Here is a 16973-nt window from a genome sequence, read left to right as displayed (position 1 = left end):
TGTTTCCGCACCCAGTATCGCAAGGTCAACGGGCCGATCATCGGCCGAGCGCCCTGCGCAGTTCCAACATTCGGGTTTTCTGGGTATCGACATGCCGAGTATCGACTTCCAATGCGCGCGAATCCACCAGTCCCGATCCGGACCGTAGGAAACGAAACTTGCGCGAACTTGGCTTGATGCGCCCGACCGAAGCGGCGGAGGCGCCGCCGCAAAACTTATCCACTGGGGCGAAACGGACCGTCGGACGAAGCCAAACCTGCGCACAAAGTCGCGTCCGCGTCAGAATTCGGTACATCAAGCCATTGATTTTAAATGGATGTTTCTTGAACCCGCGTCCTGCGAGGCTCTCTGGGAGCGTCAGAACGCTTCGAAATCACCGGCCGCCTTCGTCAGCGGTTGGGAGTGGCCGTGGCGCAACATGCCGTTGCCAAGTGCCTTTTTCATATCGGCAAGCTTTACCAGATTGACGGCCGTGGTGACGTCGACCATCCAGGCGTCCGGGATCGATGCGGTAATCGTGTCGATGAACTCGGCCAGCCCGCGGGTCTTCTGCACGGCAAGGTCGATGCCCTGCAGCACCATCATCTTGTCGGGATTGGCAAGCGCATCGGCGCCGTGGTCACCGGCCAGTTGCGGCTCGATCCGCTCGATCAGATAGGCGACGTCATGCAATTCGGTGACGATGCGCATCAGCACTTCGGGGAGCGCTTCTTCCACGTGCGGCATGTGGCCCAGGTAGTCGGTCTGCATGTGTATGTCTCACGTGGCTCGGGGCTGCGGTAGAAGTCGTATTTCAGGCCTGCGAGGCGTCTGCCTCGCAGCATCAGAAGAATTCGATGGAGCTTTCGGCCGGCTTCGGCGCGACGATCGGGCGTTCCTCCAGTTGCACCGTGCGCTGCGTCTCGACGCCGGTCAGGGCGTATTGCCGGGCGCGGCCAGACGACGGCCAGTATTCGAGCTTGCGGCCGTGCTCGCCGCCGGTGCTCTCGCCGACGATGCGGATGCCCTCGTCGAGCAGGAACTGGCGCGCGAAGGCGGCGTTCTGTTCGCCGACATTGGAAAACCGCGCGATCGTCTTGGCGCCGCCGAAGATCTTGGCTTCGAGACGATCTCGCCGGGCGCCCTGTTTCAGGAGACCGTTGATGAGCAATTCCATGAGGTGGACCCCGTAGCGGGTCGCGTCGCCGCCGGACATGGGCGACGTCGCGGAACCTGGCAGCAGGAAGTGATTCATGCCGCCGACGCCGGCCACGGGATCGCGCATGCAGGCTGCCACACAGGAACCGAGAATGGTCGACAGCACGATGTTCGGATCGTTGAAGACCTTGTACTCACCCTGGATGACATGCACGCGCTTGCCGGCGGCTTCCATGTTCATTTGAGCGCCCCGAATACGGCTTCGATCGCAGCCTTCATCTTTTCGATGGTGAAGGGCTTGGCCAGAACGTTGTTGGCACCGAGGGCCGCTGCCTTCTGAACCAGGGCACGGTCGCCCTGGGCCGTCAGGATGATGAAGGCCGCCTTCTTGGTCGCCGGGTTCGAACGGACAGCCTGCAGCAGGCCGAGCCCGTCCATCTTCGGCATGTTGAAGTCAGAGATCACGAGGTGGTGCGGGTTTTGAGCCATGATCTTCATGCCCTGCTCCCCGTCACCGGCGGCGGTGATCTGCTTGAAGCCGAGCTGCTGCAGGGCGTCACCCAGGAGCAGGCGGCTCGTCACCTGATCGTCGACGATCAGAACTTTGATTTTTTCGGCGATGGACATTATTCGCTTCCTTCCTTGCGGAGCGCCGCTGCTTTCAGGACCTCCTCCCCGATGGATCCGAGGGGGAGCTGGGTTTCAACGGCGCCCAATTCATAGGCGACTCTCGGCATGCCGTAGACGACACATGTCTTTTCGTTCTGGCCGAAGGTCTTTGCTCCGGCATGCCGCATTTTCAGGAGACCGGAGGCGCCGTCGCGCCCCATGCCGGTCAGAATGACACCGATTGCATTGCGTCCGGCAAGCTCGGCGACTGAATCGAACAGCACGTCGACCGAAGGCCGATGCCCGTTGACCGGGTCGCGGTCCACCAGGCGACAGCAGGGTGCCGTCGGGTTGGCGACCTGCAGATGGCGCTCGCCACCGGGCGCCAGGTAGACCTTGCCGATTTCGAGCCGTGCGCCGTCCGTCGCCTCCTGCACCGCCGGCGCGCAGAGACGGTTCAGCCGCTCGGCGAAGCTCTTGGTGAAGGTGTGCGGCATGTGCTGCGTGATGACCGTCGGCGGGCAATTGGCCGGGAACTTCTGCAGCACCGTGATCAGGGCTTCAACGCCGCCTGTCGAGGCGCCGATGGCGATGATCTTGCGGCCGGCCCGGTACTCGGACGCCGTATTCGCATTGGCCGGAGCCGGCGCCGCGACCTTATTGCCGGTGATGATGAACTTGCGCTGCGAGCGGGCGGCCGCCTTTACCTTGTCGACGAGACCGGCAAAGGGATGGGGATCGCCCGGATGCGGCTTGCCGACACAATCGAAGGCGCCGATCTCGAGTGCTGCGATCGTGGCTTCAGCGCCCTTGTGGGTAAGCGTCGAGACCATGATGACCGGCATTGGCCGAAGCCGCATGATCTTGTCGAGGAATTCGAGGCCGTTCATGTTCGGCATTTCGATGTCGAGGGTGACGACATCGGGATCGAGTTGCTTGATCGCCTGGCGCGCTTCCATGGCGTCGGCCGCCTGGCCGACGACGGTCACGTCTGGATCCGCGTTGAGCACGGCTGTAATCAGGCCACGCATTGTGGCGGAGTCGTCAACGACGAGAACGCGAGCGGGAGTGGTCATGCCCGTCCTCCATGAAATTTGCCGGTGTGGCGGTAGGTGGTGATGCCGATGTTGTCGAAGTGCGCCTTCGCGTCACCGGACACCCGTTCGGAATGGCCGATATAAAGGTGACCGTCGGTGTTCAGCATGCCGGCGAAGCGCGACCAGATCTTCATCTGCGTCGGCTCGTCGAAATAGATGACGACGTTGCGGCAGAAGATAACGTCGAACGGCCCCTTGAACGGCCATTGCGCCATCAGGTTCAGTTCGTTGAAGGTGATCAGCCGCTTGACCCGATCGTCGACCTGCCACTTGAAGCGGCCGCCGCTGTTGACCTCGGAGAAATATTGCTTGCGCATGGCCGGATTGACGGTTTCGAGCGCGGTTGCGTCGTAGGCACCGGCGCGGGCGAGCGCCAGGATCTTCGGGTCGATGTCGGTTGCCAGGATCCGGAAGTCGTAGTCGGCCGCATTCGGCAGCAGCGACAGAACCGTCAGCGCAATCGAATAGGGCTCCTGGCCGTCCGAGCAGGCGGCCGACCAGATGCGCACCCGGCCGCCGGCCTTAGCGCGCGCGATGAGCTCCGGCAGCACGTCGGTCTTCAGGTGCTCGAAGTGATGGTTCTCGCGGAAGAACCGCGTGAAGTTGGTGGTCAGATGCGAAAGCATGTCGCGCCGCGCAGCCGCACCGGCGGGCGAAGCGACCAGCTGGCAATATTCGCGGAAGCCCTTGAGCCCGAGATTGCGGATATGCTTCGACAGCCGCGAATAAACAAGCGACGCCTTGGTCTCGTTGAGATAGATGCCGGCATCCGCATAGATCATCGCAGCGATCTCGGTAAGATCGCGGCGGGTCAACGGATACTCGCCGCTCGCCAGGCACTCGTCCGGCGACAGTTTCTGTTCAGCGATGGGCTGACTTCTCATGCGGCTTCCCTTTCTTCCTGCGGGAAGATCGCTTCGAGTTCAATGAGACAGATCATCCGGCCTTCGATCGCAAGCACACCGCGCGCGAAGCTCTTTTCGAACTCCGACGAGATGACATCCGGCGTCGGCTGGATCTTGTCGTCTGTAATCGTCAGGATGTCGGAGACGGCGTCGACCAGAAGGCCGACGACCTGGCTCTTGACCTGCGCGACGATGATGACGTGACGCACGGTCGGGTCGGCCGGTGTCATGCCGAGCCGGGCCGAGAGATCGACGATCGGCAACACCGCACCGCGAAGGTTGATGACACCGAGCACATAGGATGGCGCATGCGGCATGGATGTCGCAGGCGTCCAGCCACGGATCTCGCGCACCTGCATGATGTTTACGCAGAATTCCTGATCGCCGACGCGGAAAGCGATCAGCTCCCGTCCGTCCGTGGTCAGATTTTTTGCGGCATAGGTCATTGTCATTATCCGACTGCAGCCAGTGACATTTCAGGTTTAAGCGAATGCCCGCGCGAGGCGGCGACGATCGCGTCGACATCGAGGATGAGCGCCACGCGGCCGTCGCCGAGAATGGTCGCCGCGGCGATGCCCGGCACGTGGGTGTAGTTGGCCTCGAGGCTCTTGATCACCACCTGGCGCTGGCCCTGGATCGCATCGACCATCAGGGCGCGCTGGCCGCCACCTTCCGACTCGACGAGCAGGGCGACGCCTTCGACCGGGTTCGCCTGGATGGCACGGAAATTCAGGATCCGGCCGACGTCGACGAGCGGGCAGAAGGAGTTGCGGATCGAGATCAGCCGCTGGTTGGAGCCGAAGGAATGGATCGCTGCGGCTTCCGGCTGCAGCGTTTCGACGATCGCAGTTAGCGGCACGACGAGCGTCTGGTTGGCGACGGTGACCACCATGCCGTCGAGAACGGCGAGCGTCAACGGCAGGCTCATGGTGAAGACCGAACCGTGGCCCGGCTTCGAGGAGATGTTGATGCGACCGCCGAGCGCCTGGATCGAGCGCTTGACCACGTCCATGCCGACACCGCGGCCGGAGATGTCGGAGATCTTGTCGGCCGTCGAGAAGCCGGCGTGGAAGATCAGGTTGTCGATCTCTTCGTCCGAGAGGTTGGCGTCGGCGGCGATCAGGTCGTTGTCGATCGCCTTCTGGCGCACCTTCTCACGGTTGATGCCGGCACCGTCGTCGGCAAGCTCGATGACGATGCGGCCGGAACGGTGCTTTGCCGTCAGGCGCACCGTGCCCTCGGCGCTCTTGCCGGCGGCAAGGCGCTTCTCCGGCGTTTCGAGGCCGTGGTCGACCGCGTTGCGGATCATGTGGGTCAGCGGCTCGGCGAGCTTGTCGATGACCGTCTTGTCGACTTCGGTGTTCTCGCCTTCGGTGATCAGGCGGACCGACTTGCCGGTCATGTCGGCGATTTCGCGAACGATACGCGACATACGCTGGAAGACAGGCTTCACCGGCTGGGCGCGGATCGCCATCACCGAATCCTGGATCTCGCGGGTGAGCTGCTGCAGCTCTTCGAGGCCCATGTTGATCGAGGACGTGCCGTTGGTGTCGTTCTCGACGACGCTCTGCGAGAGCATCGCCTGGTTGATCACGAGTTCGCCGACAAGGTTGATCAGGCGGTCGACGCGATCGAGATCGACGCGAATGGTCGGCGTTGCAGCCGATGCAGCGGCCTGCTGGGCGGCAGCGCTCTGGGCGGCGGCGCTGGCCGCGGGAGCTGCCTTCTCAGCCGGTGCGCGGGCGGCGGACTTCGCCATCTGCAGCACGTTGCTGGCCGTGCCGGCGGCTGAAACCGCGGCGTCGCGATCCTGCTGTTGGGAGGCAAGCTGTTCTTCTTCCTCGACGACACCGACCGATACCGCCGGTTCGTCGTCAAGGATCGACAGGTCGAAGGGAACGGGCTGCATCGGCAGCTCTTCGCCCGACTGCGTCGCCTCGTCTTCGACCAGCGAAATTTCCAGGTCGCAATCCCACTCGGCGAATTCGAAAACCGTGCGGATCGCGTCCTCGCCCTTGTCGGTCTTGAGCGAGATCTTCCAGAAGAAATAGGCGCTCTCCGGGCTCAGCCGATCGAGCGTCGGCAGTGCGCCCATGTCGCAATGGATGCTCATCTCGCCAAGGCGCGAGAGGTCGCGCAGAAGCAGCGTTGCCTCGTTGCCCTTGGCGTAGAGATCGGACTTCGGCTTGAAGACGATCTCATATGTGGGCATTTCCATCAGCGGCGGCTCTTCAGCCGCGTCGAAGTCATCGAAGGAGAAGGCGACCGGCTGGAAGCCTTCGTCGTTGACCGGCGGCGGAGCCACGGCAGCGACGGGCTTGGCAACCGGTTCGGCCGGCGCTGCCGACGCCTGTGGAACTTCGCCGTTTGCGAGCGCCTCGAGTTCCTTGATCAGCTGGCGGCTGCGCGCCTCGTCGACGCTGCCGCCATCGCGCGCAGCGTTGGTGAGGTCGGCGAGTACGTCGGCCGACTTCAGCATCACCTTCAGAACTTCCGGTCCGGGATCGAGCCTATTGGAACGAACGCAATCAAGGGTCGTCTCGAACACGTGCGCGAAGGAGACGAGGTCGTCCAGCCCGAAGGCGCCGGCGCCACCCTTGATGGAGTGCACCGCACGGAAAACGGCATTGACCGTTTCCGGGTCGCGGTCGCCATCATTGAGCTTCAGCAGACCCGATTCCAGTTCGGCGAGTTGTTCCTCGCATTCCTGGAAGAAGATCTCTTTGATTTCGTTCATATCCATTGGAGGCTATCCCCGGACTTCAGGCCGTTACGCGCTCGATTGCATCGATGAGTTTGGTCGGGTCGAACGGCTTGACGATCCAGCCGGTTGCACCCGCCTGACGCGCGCGGTTCTTCTTCTCCGCGTCGCTTTCGGTGGTCAGTACCAGGATCGGAATGGCGCGGTAGCGATCGTTCTTGCGCACGCCTTCGATGAAGCCGAAGCCGTCAAGACGCGGCATGTTGATGTCGGTGACGATCACGTCCGGATTGGCTTCTTCCAGGACCTCAAGACCCTCGACGCCGTCCTCGGCCTGAATCGTTTCGAAACCGGCATTGTTCAGCGTGACCAGCAGCATGTTTCGGATCGTCCGGGAGTCGTCGACCGTCAGAACTCGCTTCTTCATTTTCTCAAATCTCCTTTGCCATCAGGTGGTCGATCTCGACCCCGATGAGCTGTGTCGTTTTCTCGAAAGCGTCCGACACCTTGCTGAAGGTGAAAGACAAATGTTCCTCTTCCCAGGTCTTGGCGCCGGCCATCAGCACCTGGACACAAAGCGTCCCGACCCGCTCGACCGCGGAAGCGTCGATCACGATATCGCTGCCCTTGAGCGCGAGCAGCTTCTCGTGCAGTGCCGTTGCCTCATTCAGGTCCAAAACCGGAGCGAGGCTAAGCTTCTTCTGGGCGGTCTTCTTGCTGGCCATTCCTGTCTTCCTCGACTGCTAACTCTCTACTGCCCTTGATATCAGCGCTGCCAACCGGCGAGCTGCCGCTGCAGCCCGTCGTCAAACAACGGTGCGGCCGACTCTTCGGCAACGACGGCGGATGTGTGACGGAAGGGCTCGCGGCCGGCACGCGCCGATGCGGCCGGATGGCGACGCTCCAGGCGGAACTGGCGGATGGTCTCGCCGAGCTCGACGATGACCGTATGAAGATCGTCCGACGAACGGACGGTTTCGCCGGCCAGCGCGGCACTTGCCTCGACACCCCTGGAGATCGTGCCGATCTCGGTCGCGACGCCGCGGAGGTCGCCGACCTGCTGCTCCGCCTCGCGGGCGATGCCGGAGACGGCGGAATTGATCGACGTGACCTGCTCGACGATGCTGCTGATCGCGTCCTGGGTGCGGCCGACAATCTCGACGCCGGTCTCGACCTGCGCCTTGGTGCCGGAAACGAGCTGCTTGATTTCGCGCGCCGCTTCGCCGGAGCGCTGTGCCAGCGCACGCACTTCCTGAGCGACGACGGCAAAACCGCGACCGCTGTCGCCGGCGCGCGCCGCTTCGATGCCGGCGTTTAGCGCCAAAAGATTGGTCTGGAAGGCGATCTCGTCGATGACGCCGATGATCTGGCCGATCTTTTCGGCCGACGCCTCGATGTCGGCCATGGCGGAAATCGCCTGGCCGGCGATCTCGCCGCTGCGCTCGACGGCAATGCGGGTCTCGTTGGCCTTCGTTTCCGTGGCGCTGATCCGGCCCGAACCGGTCGCCATGCGTCCGGCCATGTCGGAGAGCACGACAAGCTGCCCGGAAAGCGCGTCGGCTTCAGCGCTCGCCTTGTCCGTGAAGGCTGTCGCGCCGTCGCGCATGCGGTCGACCAGTACCCCGGCAGCCTGGCTGCGCTGATCGGAGGCCTGAAGACTTTGCTGGATCTGTTCGAGTGCCGCGTTCAGGCTCGCCACGATCGGCTGATAGGCTTCGACCGCCGTTTCCGGCAACCGCGCGCCGAGATCACCCTGACTCACGCCTTCGGCAAAGTCGCCGAAGAGTGCCTTGACCTCCAGCTCGTCGGCGCTGCGCTGCTCGGCGAGCTGCCGCTGGTGCTGTTGGCGGAGGGCGTTGAAGCGGAGCGAAACGCCGATCTCGCTGTCGACGAAGGTCGTGCGCACCAGAGCGGCGACGAGCTCGCAAAGTTCGCGGCGGCGCGCCTTGCCCATCGGCAGGAAGGATCGCGGCCAGGCGTCTTCGATCAGTCCGACGATGAGATGTTCGAGCACGACGGCATGGCTTGCCATCTGCCAGCGCGGGTCGAGGCCCATGCGGCTTGCGGTGTCTGCGAGCACCTTGATGCGCTCGGCATAAAGCCCGTCAAAGCGTGCGTCGGTCAGCACGTTCCAGTGCGACGACTGAAGATCCTGAAGGCGGTCGATCTGGCGGTCGCTGTCGAAATGGCGGGCGGCGTCCGGATAGGTCTGGAGGCGCTGGAAGAGGTCGCGAAGCGCCTGATCAATCCGGGGAGAAAGCTTTTGCCTGTGATCGCGGACGCGGTTGCAGCTCTCGTCGTCGAGCCCGGCAAAGCGCAGGCGCTCCAGCAGGCTGCCTGCCTGGCCCTTTTTTGCCTGTTCTGACGATGCTTCCTGCCTCAACGCTGATCCCCGGTGCTGCACGTTCGGAACTTGCCTGGGGAGCATCAGGGAGAGCCACGGTCCACCGGACGTGCACGCCACATCGATGAGATCAGCCTCCGCCGAAAAGCGTCTGCTGTCGTTCATCCCGCAAGTAAATTCGGTGAAGAATGGATACCGGACCGGAACCGGTACGGCGGGGCGGCATCATGCCTTGAGGAGACTTGTGAATTATCCCATTCCGACGTGTGGGACCATGTTTATGGTTAATTCCTTGCTTGAAGGTTAACGGTCCCTCGCCTCTAATCGGAATCACTAAAATTCACAGGGTGTTTTCACGCGCCGTTTTTGCGCTGCAACAAAACTGTAATAAACACGCCTGAAACCAACAGGTTCTCAATCACAAGAGTTTAGAATTGTACTTCGACTTGCGCTCGCGTATCGAAGCGAAAGTGAAGTGGGCGCTGCATGCGCGAAGAAACCTTCGCATCACGCAAAGCGACATCATGACGATGCGCTTACAGGAAACGAACAATGATTGTTCTTGGCATTGGCGCCGCACTCACAGCAATCCTGACAATGATGGCAGTATCGATCGTGCTCAACATCGAGCACAACCGGTCGGCAAAGCGCAGCTCTGTGTTTTGATCGGGCTTTAGCCCGTCTCTTACTGACACAACCAGGCATCTCTGCGGCCGGGGGCGGATGTTCTACGGCCGCTTTTCTTTGTACACATGGTCCTGCGTCGCCTTTTGCCATGCCTGCGCATAGGCGGCGAGGCTCTCCGCGATCTCGCCCGCAAGCGGCTCGACCCCGGTCCTGACCGCGGATCCCTTAACCAGACACGCAGCACCGAGGCTCGTACCCGTGATATTATGGGGATCGGCAAAGACCGGCCGGCCCGTCGCTGCGGCGAGCATGCGCAGATAGGTCCTGTTGGAAGCAAAGGGCCCTTCGACGACGATATCGCCGCGCGCGCCGATCAGGTCGAGACAGGTGGCTGTCATCAGCGCCAGATGGAACGAGACGACGACAAAGCGTTCGGCGGGGCCAAGCTCCCGTTCGTCCGTCGTCCAGATCGCTTTTGCGGCCGGAAAGGGACCGGATCCCTCGGGAATGGACGGCAGCAGCATGTGGCCGGCCCCGGCCACGGCCTCTTCCGTTCGCGGCGACACAGGGGGCGCCCCCTCCCCCAACAGAAGCTGGAAGGCGCGGCCGCCCATGAAGCGGGCGGAGGGTACGGGATCGCCAAGCGCGTTGACGTTGATCAGCGTGTCGCGGTGTTCATCGAGCACCTTCGCCTCGGCACCGACCGCAAGCATCACCACCCAGGTGCCGGTTGAGATCACCGAGAAGGGCGAGGTACGTGTCAGGAGATGCGGCAGCAGCGAGGCGTTGGAATCGTGAATGCCGCAATAGACGGGGGTGCCTGATGCAATGCCCGTTGCCGAACAAAGCTCTGGCAGTAGCGTTCCGGCAATATCGCTCGCCTTCAACACCGGTGCGAAGAGGGGCGTCCAGCCCTGGCTTTCGACAAGAGACGAGAATGTCCCTGCCCGTGGGTTCCAGAGATCCGTGTGGCAGCCGAGCGAGGTCAGTTCGTTACAGAGCGTACCTGTCAGTCGATAGGTCCAATATTGCGCATAGGTGAGGACCGAGGCGACCCTGGCGAAGTCGTCGGGAAAGGTCTTCTGCTGCCAATAGAGCTGGGCGCCGACATTGAGGCCCATCGGCAGGCGCGCGGAGCCGGTCTCGGAAAAGGGCGGCCTGACATTATCATACTCGGCGGCGAGGCTGTCGGGACCGGCGTGCTCATAGTCCAACACCGGAAGCGCCAGGTTGCCTGATGCGTCGAGCACGACGGCGGTCGCGCCGTGGGTGGTGATCGAGATCGCCTCGAAGACGTGTTCGGCATGGAGTGACGCGAGGCTTTCGAGCAGGAAGGCCCAGAGACGCTCGACATCGAAATGCGGATAAGGACCATCAGTCAGCACCGCATTCGCCGTCTTGCGGACAGCGATCTCCTCGAAACGGTCGAGATCAACGGCTGCGACCTTGGCATTGGTCTTGCCGATATCGATAACGCCAACAACCCGCATCTTATCAGTCCAAATGGAAAACGGTCGTCAGCGGCACCGCCACCGGTTCGTTATCGCCATGGGTTTCCATGATATCGGCCATATAGGCCCACCATTTCTGCATGATGGGATAGGACGGCAGGTCGGCCATGCGGTGATCGTCAGTCCGCCAGAGCACACCGAAAAGCAGACTGGTCTCCTCGTCCAGATGGATGGAGTAGTCGGAGACGCCGGCCTCCTTCAGCAGGGTGGCCAGTTCCGGCCAGATGGCATCGTGCCGCGCCCTGTATTCGGCGGCCATGCCTGGGTTCAGGCGCATGCGGAACGCGTATTTTTCCATCGGATCCTCAATGTGCGAGACGCTGACGGGCGCGCCGCCAGAGAATGGGGAGCGCGATCACCGAGATCAGCAGCAGGCCGATGAAGATCGACATGACGATGCCCGGCACGTTGAGCAGGCCGAAACCGAAGGTCACCATACCCATGATCAGGGCGGCCAGCACGACGCCCGGGATGGTGCCGGAGCCACCGAGAATGTTGACGCCGCCGAGTACCACCATCGTTACCACCTCCAGCTCCCAGCCGAGCGCGATCGACGGGCGCGTCGAGCCGAGGCGCGAGGTCAGGCAGATCGAGGCAAGCCCGGCCATCAACCCGGTCAGGAGGAAGAGGATGAATTTGATGCGCGCAACGCGGATGCCGGAGAAGAGCGCCGCCGTCTGATTGTTGCCGATGGCATAGACCGCGCGGCCGAAATTGGTCTTGTGCAAGACGACGCCGTAGACGACCGCGAGGGAAACGAAGAGCGTGAACTCGAAGGAGAACACCCACCAGACATAGCCTTGGCCGAACCACGAGAAGCTGTCGGGATAACCGGTGAAAGCCTGGTCGCCGAGGATGATGAAGGAGAGACCGCGGAAGAGGCTCATGGTGCCGATGGTCACCACGATCGAGGGCAACCCGAGACCGGTGATCAAGAGGCCGTTGATCGCACCGCAAAGAAGCCCGACAGAGAGACCGATCACCACCAGCGCCGGCGTGTCGAAGCCAAGTTGCACGGCATAGCCCATCGCCGTCGAGGCGAGCGCGATGATCGAGGCCACCGACAGATCGATCTCGCCGGAAATGATCACCAGCGCCATGGCGAAGGCAATCATCGCCTTTTCGGTGAAGTTGAAGGTCGCGTCCGAGAGGTTCCACGGGTCGAGGAAGTAGGGCGAGGCCAGCGAGTTGCCGAGAAAGATGAGGCAGGCGACGACAAGCAGCAGGCTTTCCCAGCTCTTCAGCAGGCGCGCGCCGCGGCCTTCCAGCCGATCGGGGATATGTCGTGGGGTAAGGTGGGTCTCGGCCATCAGACAGCCTCCGCCTTTCTCAAGATGACGCGGCCCTTGCGCCGCTCGGCGCGAGCGTTGACGGCAACAGCGACAATGATGACCATGCCCGAAATCGCCAATTGGGCGAAGGGCGAGATATTGATGACCGGCAAGGCGTTCTTGATCACGCCAAGGAACAGCGCACCGAGCACCGCGCCTGCTACCGTGCCGATGCCGCCGGCGATCGATATGCCGCCGATGACGCAGGCTGCGATGATGTCGAGTTCGAAGCCTGCGGCGATGTCGACATAGGCGACGGCATAACGCGACACCCAAAGATAACCCGAGAGCCCGGCAAGCGCGCCGGATAGGCAATAGGCCGAGAAGCGGGTGCGGCCGACATCGATGCCGGTATAGACCGCCGCGTGCGGATTGCCGCCGACCGCATAAAAGGCGCGTCCGAGCGCCGTGCGGCTCATCAGCAGGAAAACGAGCGCGATCATCACCAGCGAGAGCCAGGAGAGAACCGGGAAACCAAAGAGCTCGTCGCGCGGCAATGCCTTGAAGGCGTCGCTCATCTGGTGGGCATTGATCCACTTGCCGCCGCTCAAGAGAAAGATCAGGCCGCGATAGATGGTGAGCGTGCCGAGGGTTACGACGATCGGCGGAATGTCAAGCTTCCAGACGAGCGCGCCGTTGATCATGCCGAGCAAAGTGCCGAGCGCAACTGCCGCAAGGATGATCAGCGGGATCGGCAGGCCCGGAAAGGCGGCGTTCAGCATCGCCGCCACCATGCCCGAGAGCGCGAGGTTGGCGGCCATCGAAAGATCGATGCAGCGCGTCAGGATCACCGCCATCTGGCCAAGCGCCAGAATGATCAGGATCGACGTGTCGTTGTAGACGCGCCCGAGGTTCGCGGGCGCGACGAAGGGCGGGAAACGCCAGGTGATCAGCGCCAGCAGCACGGCGATCGCGCCGACCAGCAGCAGTTCGCGATTCCTGAGGATGTTTGCCATCACGCGGCCTCCTGAATGCCGGCTGCGGCACGCACCAGCTTTTCCGCCGTCAGTTCGGCGCGCTCGAAGCGCCCGGCGATCCGCCCCTCGCGCATCACGATGACGCGGTCGGACATGCCCATGATCTCCGGGATTTCCGAGGAGACCATGATGACGCTCAGGCCCTGTGCCGCCAACTCGCTCATGAAGGCGTGCACGGCGGCCTTGGAGCCGATGTCGATGCCTTTGGTCGGCTCGTCGAGAATGATCACCTTCGGCTTCGTCGCCAGCCACTTGGCGATAACGACCTTCTGCTGGTTGCCGCCCGAAAGCGTACCGACATCCTGATCGAGCGAGGCGGCGCGCAGGTCGAGGCGCGTGGTGTATTCGCGGGCGAGCGCGAACTCGTTGGCAAGCTTCAGGAAGCCCGAGCGCGAGGTGCGCGACAACGACGGCAGCGTGACGTTCTGAAAGATCGGCAGGCCGATGATCGCACCCTGGCGGCCGCGCTCTTCGGGCACATAGACGATGCCAGCCCGGATCGCTTCGGACGGGCTGCGGATCACCAGCACCTCGCCATCGAGCCGGACGGCACCGGCCGATGGCCGGGTGACGCCGATCAGCGACTGCATGAACTCGGAACGGCCGGCGCCGACCAGGCCGTAGAAGCCAAGGATCTCGCCGCGGCGAAGCTCGAAGTTGATGTCCTCGAACTCGGTCGGGTGGCGGTAGCCGGAGACCGTGAGCACCGGTTCGCCGATCGCCACATCCTTCTTCGGGTAAACCGAACCGACAGCGCGGCCAACCATGAGGCGCACCAGTTCGTCCTGGCTGACATCGGCGATCAGCCCTTCGTCGACCATCGTTCCGTCGCGAAACACCGTGTAGCGGTCGGCGATGCGGAAGATTTCATCGAACTTGTGGCTGATGAACAGGATCGCCTTGCCGTCTGCCTTCAGCCGTTCGACGAGGGCATAGAGTTCGTGGATTTCCTTGTGCGACAAGGCGGCCGTGGGCTCGTCCATGATCACCACCTGCGCATCGATCGACAGCGCGCGGGCGATCGCGACCAGATGTTTCTTGGCGATACCGAGATCGCGCAGGCGGATGGTCGGATCGAGATCGGCACCGGCGCGCGAAAGCAAGGCACGCGCATCGGCATTGAGCTTCTTCCAGTCGATCAGCCCGAAGCGATTGCGCGGGGCGTGGCCGAGGAAAATGTTCTCCGCGACCGAGAGCTCATCGAAGAGCACGGTTTCCTGATGGATCGCGGTGACGCCGGCGCGTGCGGCCGCCAGCGCCGTCGGGAAATGAACCTCCTGATCACCGACGGAGATCGTGCCCTCGTCCGGTTGGTAGATGCCGGTCAGGATCTTCACCAGCGTCGATTTCCCGGCGCCGTTTTCGCCGATCAGCGCGGTCACCGACCCCGGATAGAGCGCCAGCGAAACATCAGAGAGCGCCTTCACCCCGGGAAAGGACTTCGAGATCCCTTCGAGCGCAATGGCGGGCTTCATCCGCGATGTGAGCGTATCCTGCAGCAAGAGACAGTCCACCATTCAGTCGTTTCGATAACGCGAAGTCGTTCGGGCCTCGTATGCCCTCGTATCCGCCCGCGCGGGTTGCCCCTCACCCTAACCTTCTCCCCGCATGCGGTGAGAAGGCTCGGGCATGCCGCTCTCTTCCCTCCTCGTCGGGAAGGGGGGCAAACCGTTGCCGCTTGTCCCTTCTCCCTGCAAGCGGGGAGAAGGGACCGGCAGGCGGATGAGGGGCTTTCGCCGGATCAGAAGATCTTGGCGAATTCCTCGACATTCTTGGCATCGTAGACGAACGGGTCGGCCATCGCGCCTTCGTTGTTGTCGTCGAGCTTGACGGCACCCATGCGGCCCATCTTCAGTTCAGCACCCGGCTTGGCTTCGGCACCGTTGATCAGGTCGTAGGCGACCATCGTTGCGGAGTAGCCGAGGTCGATCGGGTTCCAGATCGCGAAAGACTTGGAGGCGCCCGACTTCACGTGGCCGGCCATTTCCGAGGGAAGGCCGAGACCGGTGACGTTGATCTGGCCGATCTTGCCGGCGTCGGTGACGGCCTGGGCGGCGGCAACGATACCGACCGAGGTCGGCGCGATGATCGCCTTCAGGTTCGGATAGGACTGAATAAGGCCCTGCGTTTCGCGATAGGACTTGTCGGCGAGGTCGTCACCATAAACGGTCGCGACGACATTGATGCCCTTGTAGTTGCCCTGGACCTTCTTCATCTCGGCGATCCAGGTGTTCTGGTTGGTCGAGGTCGCCGTTGCTGAAAGCACCGCGACATCGCCGCCCTCAGGCAGGTTGTCGGCGGCGAGCTTGATGATCATGTTGCCGATCAGCGGGCTCGACGACGGGTTCAGGTGCATCAGGCGGCCATCCTTGGCGACGCCTGAGTCCCAGGAGATGACCTTGATGCCGCGATCCATCGCCTTCTTCAGCGCCGGAACGAGGGCGTCGGTGTCGTTGGCGGAAACGGCGATGGCGTCAACCTTCTGGGCGATCAACGAGTTGATCACCTCGATCTGGCCTTCGGCGGTCGTCGTCGTCGGGCCGGTATAGATCACCTCGACGTCGCCCAGCTCCTTGGCGGCTTCCTGCGCGCCCTTGTTGGCGGCTTCGAAGAAGCCGATGCCGAGCGCCTTGACCACGAGCGCGATCTTCTTGTTTTCCGCATGCGCGGCATTGGCCATCAGCGCCAGCGAAACGGCGGCCGTGACCATCAGTGACTTCAGGATTTTCATGCTCATTTCCTCCCAATGACCGGCACGCGACAAGCGTCACCGGCGCGATTTCCTCCATTGGCGATGCCCCGGCCCCTCCGGCCGTGAGCGTCACCTTCCCCTCTCCTCGCCCACCCCTCAGGCGGACGAGGACATGTTCTCCGCATCTGTGCCGGCTCTCGAGCTGGCAACGACCAGCCGCACACCGGCATTTTCAAGCATCGAGGCATGCCTGTCCTCGATGCCCGAATCCGTAATGACAGTGGCGATCCGCTTCAGCCCGCAAAGGATGAGGCTCGACCGCTTGTGAAACTTCGAGGAGTCCACCAGCACGACGAGTTCGTCGGCCTGGTCGATCAGTTTCTGCTCCGCCTGGATCAACAGCGGATCCGCCTCCATCAGGCCGAGCGGGCCTAAGCCCTGTGCCCCCATGAACATGCGGCGCGCATAGAAATTGCGCGTCACGTCATTGTCGAAGGGGCTGAGGATGATGTTCTGCTCGCGGTAGATCGTGCCGCCCGACAGCATCACCGTGTTCTTCGAATGCTTCAAAAGATGCTCGGCGATCGGGAAGGAATTGGTGAAAACCTGCATTCGCCGATTGCTGAGGAAATGCACCATCTGAAAGGTCGTGGTGCCGCCATTGATGATGATCGGCTCGCCATCCTCGCAGAGCGCCACCGCCTCCTTGGCGATCGCCTGCTTTTCGCGGGCGTGCAGGCCCTCGTTGACCTTGAACGGACGACCGGCAAGGCCGACGAATTGTGGCGGATTGATCGCCTCGGCGCCGCCGCGCACCCGTCGCAGCTTCTTCTGCACGTGGAGGGCTGCAATATCGCGCCGGATCGTCGCCTCGGAACTGTCGGTCAGATCGACCAGCTCCTGGACGGTGACGACGGGTTTTTCCTGAACCGCCGACTGAATGATCCGGTGTCTTTCTTTCTCGTGCATGCGTTCCTCCGATGGCGTTCATGCTTCCATCACGATCGACCATTGTCAATCACAAACAATCATATTTTTTCAT

Annotated in this window: 18 protein-coding genes; 1 reads left to right on the top strand and 17 read right to left on the bottom strand. The window is 62.5% G+C overall.

Annotation, left to right across the window (positions count from 1 at the left end):
* Window positions 1-357: 357 nt before the first annotated feature.
* From IB263_RS02870 to IB263_RS02825, 10 genes are all read right to left on the bottom strand, one after another.
* On the bottom strand, window positions 358-750 hold the full coding sequence (locus IB263_RS02870) for a hypothetical protein (protein ID WP_034796935.1): 393 nt from the start codon (window positions 748-750) through the stop codon (window positions 358-360).
* Window positions 751-823: 73 nt separating this feature from the next.
* A complete protein-coding gene (gene cheD, locus IB263_RS02865) occupies window positions 824-1378 on the bottom strand; it encodes a chemoreceptor glutamine deamidase CheD (RefSeq protein WP_034796938.1) in 555 nt (184 codons plus the stop codon).
* Window positions 1375-1764, bottom strand: a complete 390-nt coding sequence (locus IB263_RS02860; protein ID WP_025425902.1) for a response regulator — start codon at window positions 1762-1764, stop codon at window positions 1375-1377. The genes cheD and IB263_RS02860 overlap by 4 nt, the downstream gene beginning before the upstream one ends.
* A complete protein-coding gene (locus IB263_RS02855; protein WP_034796943.1) occupies window positions 1764-2822 on the bottom strand; it encodes a chemotaxis response regulator protein-glutamate methylesterase in 1059 nt (352 codons plus the stop codon). The genes IB263_RS02860 and IB263_RS02855 overlap by 1 nt, the downstream gene beginning before the upstream one ends.
* Window positions 2819-3727: a protein-glutamate O-methyltransferase gene (locus IB263_RS02850; protein WP_060581896.1), complete on the bottom strand. Its 909-nt coding sequence runs from the start codon at window positions 3725-3727 to the stop codon at window positions 2819-2821. Before IB263_RS02850 ends, IB263_RS02855 begins: the two co-directional genes overlap by 4 nt.
* Entirely contained in the window at window positions 3724-4194 is a 471-nt protein-coding gene (locus tag IB263_RS02845) for a chemotaxis protein CheW (protein WP_034796948.1), read from the bottom strand. Before IB263_RS02845 ends, IB263_RS02850 begins: the two co-directional genes overlap by 4 nt.
* A 5-nt stretch (window positions 4195-4199) precedes the next feature.
* The gene (locus IB263_RS02840; protein ID WP_192437565.1) at window positions 4200-6491 is read right to left on the bottom strand and encodes a chemotaxis protein CheA; all 2292 of its coding nucleotides are present in this window, start codon (window positions 6489-6491) and stop codon (window positions 4200-4202) included.
* A 19-nt stretch (window positions 6492-6510) separates the two neighbouring features.
* Window positions 6511-6876, bottom strand: a complete 366-nt coding sequence (locus IB263_RS02835; protein ID WP_025425897.1) for a response regulator — start codon at window positions 6874-6876, stop codon at window positions 6511-6513.
* A 4-nt stretch (window positions 6877-6880) separates the two neighbouring features.
* Window positions 6881-7174, bottom strand: coding sequence for an STAS domain-containing protein (locus IB263_RS02830; RefSeq protein ID WP_192437563.1), 294 nt, complete (start codon window positions 7172-7174; stop codon window positions 6881-6883).
* A 41-nt stretch (window positions 7175-7215) separates the two neighbouring features.
* Window positions 7216-8832: a globin-coupled sensor protein gene (locus IB263_RS02825; protein ID WP_192437561.1), complete on the bottom strand. Its 1617-nt coding sequence runs from the start codon at window positions 8830-8832 to the stop codon at window positions 7216-7218.
* A 395-nt stretch (window positions 8833-9227) separates the two neighbouring features.
* Between IB263_RS02825 and IB263_RS02820 the strand changes: the two genes are divergently transcribed.
* Window positions 9228-9470 (top strand): hypothetical protein, encoded by a 243-nt coding sequence (locus tag IB263_RS02820; RefSeq protein ID WP_156552927.1) that lies wholly within the window; start codon window positions 9228-9230, stop codon window positions 9468-9470.
* Between the two features lie 51 nt (window positions 9471-9521).
* Here IB263_RS02820 and IB263_RS02815 read toward each other — a convergent pair whose 3' ends face one another.
* The 7 genes from IB263_RS02815 to IB263_RS02785 form a co-directional block, all read right to left on the bottom strand.
* Window positions 9522-10910, bottom strand: a complete 1389-nt coding sequence (locus IB263_RS02815; RefSeq protein ID WP_192437559.1) for an FGGY-family carbohydrate kinase — start codon at window positions 10908-10910, stop codon at window positions 9522-9524.
* A gap of 4 nt (window positions 10911-10914) precedes the next feature.
* Window positions 10915-11229, bottom strand: coding sequence for an L-rhamnose mutarotase (gene rhaM, locus IB263_RS02810; RefSeq protein WP_192437557.1), 315 nt, complete (start codon window positions 11227-11229; stop codon window positions 10915-10917).
* Between the two features lie 7 nt (window positions 11230-11236).
* On the bottom strand, window positions 11237-12241 hold the full coding sequence (locus IB263_RS02805; protein ID WP_060522257.1) for an ABC transporter permease: 1005 nt from the start codon (window positions 12239-12241) through the stop codon (window positions 11237-11239).
* Window positions 12241-13221, bottom strand: coding sequence for an ABC transporter permease (locus tag IB263_RS02800; protein WP_089043323.1), 981 nt, complete (start codon window positions 13219-13221; stop codon window positions 12241-12243). Before IB263_RS02800 ends, IB263_RS02805 begins: the two co-directional genes overlap by 1 nt.
* A complete protein-coding gene (locus IB263_RS02795) occupies window positions 13218-14714 on the bottom strand; it encodes a sugar ABC transporter ATP-binding protein (RefSeq protein ID WP_060522259.1) in 1497 nt (498 codons plus the stop codon). Before IB263_RS02795 ends, IB263_RS02800 begins: the two co-directional genes overlap by 4 nt.
* A gap of 266 nt (window positions 14715-14980) precedes the next feature.
* A complete protein-coding gene (gene rhaS, locus IB263_RS02790) occupies window positions 14981-15970 on the bottom strand; it encodes a rhamnose ABC transporter substrate-binding protein (RefSeq protein WP_060522260.1) in 990 nt (329 codons plus the stop codon).
* Between the two features lie 117 nt (window positions 15971-16087).
* Window positions 16088-16900 (bottom strand): DeoR/GlpR family DNA-binding transcription regulator, encoded by an 813-nt coding sequence (locus IB263_RS02785; protein WP_192437555.1) that lies wholly within the window; start codon window positions 16898-16900, stop codon window positions 16088-16090.
* Window positions 16901-16973 lie beyond the last annotated feature (73 nt).

Source organism: Ensifer sp. ENS03, assembly GCF_014852035.1.
Classification (GTDB): domain Bacteria; phylum Pseudomonadota; class Alphaproteobacteria; order Rhizobiales; family Rhizobiaceae; genus Ensifer; species Ensifer adhaerens.
This window is presented reverse-complemented; position numbering and strand designations above follow the sequence as displayed.

Excerpts from the sequence above, each read along its gene's own strand:
- IB263_RS02870 (WP_034796935.1), bottom strand. The coding sequence starts at position 750 with ATGCAGACCGACTACCTGGGCCACATGCCGCACGTGGAAGAAGCGCTC.
- cheD (WP_034796938.1), bottom strand. The coding sequence starts at position 1,378 with ATGAACATGGAAGCCGCCGGCAAGCGCGTGCATGTCATCCAGGGTGAG.
- IB263_RS02860 (WP_025425902.1), bottom strand. The coding sequence starts at position 1,764 with ATGTCCATCGCCGAAAAAATCAAAGTTCTGATCGTCGACGATCAGGTG.
- IB263_RS02855 (WP_034796943.1), bottom strand. The coding sequence starts at position 2,822 with ATGACCACTCCCGCTCGCGTTCTCGTCGTTGACGACTCCGCCACAATG.
- IB263_RS02850 (WP_060581896.1), bottom strand. The coding sequence starts at position 3,727 with ATGAGAAGTCAGCCCATCGCTGAACAGAAACTGTCGCCGGACGAGTGC.
- IB263_RS02845 (WP_034796948.1), bottom strand. The coding sequence starts at position 4,194 with ATGACCTATGCCGCAAAAAATCTGACCACGGACGGACGGGAGCTGATC.
- IB263_RS02840 (WP_192437565.1), bottom strand. The coding sequence starts at position 6,491 with ATGGATATGAACGAAATCAAAGAGATCTTCTTCCAGGAATGCGAGGAA.
- IB263_RS02835 (WP_025425897.1), bottom strand. The coding sequence starts at position 6,876 with ATGAAGAAGCGAGTTCTGACGGTCGACGACTCCCGGACGATCCGAAAC.
- IB263_RS02830 (WP_192437563.1), bottom strand. The coding sequence starts at position 7,174 with ATGGCCAGCAAGAAGACCGCCCAGAAGAAGCTTAGCCTCGCTCCGGTT.
- IB263_RS02815 (WP_192437559.1), bottom strand. The coding sequence starts at position 10,910 with ATGCGGGTTGTTGGCGTTATCGATATCGGCAAGACCAATGCCAAGGTC.
- rhaM (WP_192437557.1), bottom strand. The coding sequence starts at position 11,229 with ATGGAAAAATACGCGTTCCGCATGCGCCTGAACCCAGGCATGGCCGCC.
- IB263_RS02805 (WP_060522257.1), bottom strand. The coding sequence starts at position 12,241 with ATGGCCGAGACCCACCTTACCCCACGACATATCCCCGATCGGCTGGAA.
- IB263_RS02795 (WP_060522259.1), bottom strand. The coding sequence starts at position 14,714 with ATGAAGCCCGCCATTGCGCTCGAAGGGATCTCGAAGTCCTTTCCCGGG.
- rhaS (WP_060522260.1), bottom strand. The coding sequence starts at position 15,970 with ATGAAAATCCTGAAGTCACTGATGGTCACGGCCGCCGTTTCGCTGGCG.
- IB263_RS02785 (WP_192437555.1), bottom strand. The coding sequence starts at position 16,900 with ATGCACGAGAAAGAAAGACACCGGATCATTCAGTCGGCGGTTCAGGAA.